The sequence below is a fragment of the Bartonella sp. OC68QHHN genome (assembly GCF_042193875.1).
In the GTDB taxonomy this organism is placed as follows: Bacteria; Pseudomonadota; Alphaproteobacteria; order Rhizobiales; family Rhizobiaceae; genus Bartonella; species Bartonella grahamii_A.
In genome coordinates this window covers 7,501-10,143 of record NZ_JBHIME010000063.1, presented here as the reverse complement: position 1 = coordinate 10,143, position 2,643 = coordinate 7,501, and the positions used below count along the sequence as shown (strand labels likewise).

Annotated in this window: 3 protein-coding genes and 1 pseudogene (1 of these 4 only partly in view); all 4 read left to right on the top strand. The window is 39.2% G+C overall.

The window, feature by feature from the left end; genetic code table 11:
• The first annotated feature begins 101 nt into the window (after window positions 1-101).
• Window positions 102-763 (top strand): annotated as a pseudogene (locus tag ACFIJ0_RS07255) (tRNA-dependent cyclodipeptide synthase).
• A gap of 179 nt (window positions 764-942) precedes the next feature.
• Window positions 943-1,344 carry a hypothetical protein gene (locus tag ACFIJ0_RS07250; protein ID WP_375644011.1) on the top strand — a complete coding sequence of 134 codons (402 nt, stop codon included), beginning with the start codon at window positions 943-945 and terminating at the stop codon, window positions 1,342-1,344.
• A complete protein-coding gene (locus tag ACFIJ0_RS07245; protein ID WP_375644013.1) occupies window positions 1,341-2,045 on the top strand; it encodes a cytochrome P450 in 705 nt (234 codons plus the stop codon). Before ACFIJ0_RS07250 ends, ACFIJ0_RS07245 begins: the two co-directional genes overlap by 4 nt.
• Window positions 2,046-2,105: 60 nt before the next feature.
• On the top strand, window positions 2,106-2,643 hold the 5' portion of the coding sequence (locus tag ACFIJ0_RS07240) for an MFS transporter (protein ID WP_375644010.1). The gene runs 827 nt beyond the window's last position; 538 of the gene's 1,365 nt are visible here — the first part of the coding sequence; it begins with the start codon at window positions 2,106-2,108; its stop codon lies off the right edge, out of view.

Below are 2,643 nucleotides of genomic sequence, written 5' to 3'. Positions count from 1 at the left end.
GGGGGGGGGTGGATGTAAATTTACAAAAAGAAATAGATATCAAGAACCGTTTTTCGTTTTCTATAAGGGGACAATCGGAAGACTGTTCTCGTTTAATCGCAATGAAGCAGCATCTTATGATCGGTATAAGTCCGTTCAACTTAAGATTTTCAGAAAAATATATCACAGAGCTCATATGTTGGACTTCGAAGAAATTCAAAAATATTGACATCTTACTCCCAGATATAGAATCAGCAATGCTTCTTATATTGGCATCTGGATCAACTAAGGCAAGACAGAGAGGAAAACAAAAAAGGAGCTCAATCGTATAAGACGCATATTATACAATATTCATAATTATGATAATCTAGAAAAACCATTTCGCATTGTTGACTTCTCTCAATACAAGCAGAATGAGAATTATAAAATATTAAAATCAAAAGCTGTAGATTTGTACAAAACAAACTCGAAATTCAATGAATTATGCACAAGAATGTCAATCCAAGCGGTTGGGCATCGGGCAAAAAGTATAGGATTATTAACTGAAGAAATAAAGAGTTTCGAAACAACAAATATTTCTCTCCAATATATTTTTGATGAAGTACCTTTCTACGTAAACACCCCATGTTTACTTAATATAGAGAGCTCAGTTTTGGCTTACCATCGTGAATGGCCGGTAGGAGAGTTGTTGCTCAGTAACGAACAACATCTTTGTGTTGACAGGCAGCAAGGGCACGGAATTGTTTCGATATGTACACAAACTCATGAAAGAACCAGTTTATAATTAAACATTCAAAGGGGGGGCAATTGGTGCGCCACGTTATTAAATTCAATGTTATGGACGAAAAATTTCCAAAAAAATCCATATAATACATACCAAGCTGTACATTCTTCTAACTCTGTTCTTTGGGATGAAAATCTTAAGGCTTATTTTTTGGCCGATATGAAGATGTCAGCGCAATTTTGAAAGATGCCCGCTTTACAACAGCACCCTTAGCTGTTCGAGCAGAACCAGTAATGGGCGCGATCCGCGTATTAGCCCAAATGGAAGGGCATGAGCACCATAGCAAGCGGCACGCCGTACTTTCAAAACTTACTGGAAAAATGTTCCGCACTCGCTATACTGAAATCATTGAAAAAACAATAGACCGGCTTCTCATGCCGTATCTTCCAAAAGGGAGAATAGATATTATTAATGAATTCGGCAAAGATTATAGCGTGCTTGTTACATTAATGGTCTTAGGCCTACCGATAGATCGCTACAAAGATATATCAATGTGGCACAAGGGAATCGCATCTTTTGTCACCAGCTTAAACCAATCGGATGAAGAAAAAAGTTCAGCTTATCGTGCAGCAAAAATATAATTTCTTATCTAACACCTCTTATAGAAGAATGGGACAAAAACTCATCAGAAGATTTAATATCTGTTTTATGTCAGAAAAAAAATGATAGTACCAGTATGACACCTTCTGAAATAGTTGCGCTCGTCCTTAACATGTTATTAGCTGCCATAGAACCTGCCGATAAAACATTAGCTTATCTTTTTTATCATTTACTCACAAACCCAAACGAATTAGAAAAAATCCAAAACGATAGGACGCTGCTTAGCGATGCGATTGCAGAAACATTACGCCTGACTTCTCCGGTTCAGCTTATACCGCGCCAAACCAATCAAGCGATGGAATTCGCAAGCGTCTCATTGCCAGCTAATTCTCTTGTTCTTTACATGATTGGAGCTGCTAACCATGATCCTGACGCTTTTATGGACCCCAATAAGTTTATACCAGAACGTAAACGAGTCGGTAAAACCGGACCAGATCTTATAAGGACCGCAAACCATTTGTCCTTTGGAGCAGGCATGCACGTCTGTGTAGGTTCTGCTTTTGCTCTTATGCAGATTGAGTTGACGGCGAATAGAGTCCTCGATAAACTCGTTGGGATCAGCTTAACTGATGACTTTGTTTTAGAGGAAGAGGGGTTATACACAAGGGGAGCATCGGCACTCCCAATTACATTCATTCCAATATCAGAACCGGAGCCATCACAAACACGTGTTAATTTTTAAAAGTCTGTGATTTATGGAACGGAACCAATATTTTAAAGAGTGTCTGTAGGGAGCATGATCATGCAAAAGGTGGATTCCTATACCAAATCAGAAAGGTATGTAATATATACCGTAATTATTTCCAGCATACTTCCCTTGCTGGACGGAAGCATTGTTAATGTCATCCTTCCTGACCTTGCTTTTTATCTTTCAGTAGAGGAAAATAATATACAATGGGTTGTAACATCCTATTTTCTTGCCACCGTGCCAGGGTTGTTGATAGCAGCTTTTGTGCAAGGGAGAATAGGTATCAAAAGAACTTGGTTTCTTGCAAGCTTTATTTTTATGCTTGGATCACTGGGGGTAGGATTAAGCTATGATTTTCGAACCATTATATCTGCCCGTATCGTTCAAGGTTTCGGGACAGGTCTTTTGCTGCCCCTTAGCCAAACCATCATTGCATTACAATTTGGACAGACACGGGTGCGCCAAGCTATGGGCACCATAGCCGTACCAACAGTTTTCGCGCCTGCCTTTGGTCCGCTAATAGGCGCCTCACTTGCTCAATATGTCTCTTGGCGTTTGTTATTTTTTATCAATATTCCGCTCATTTTATTAG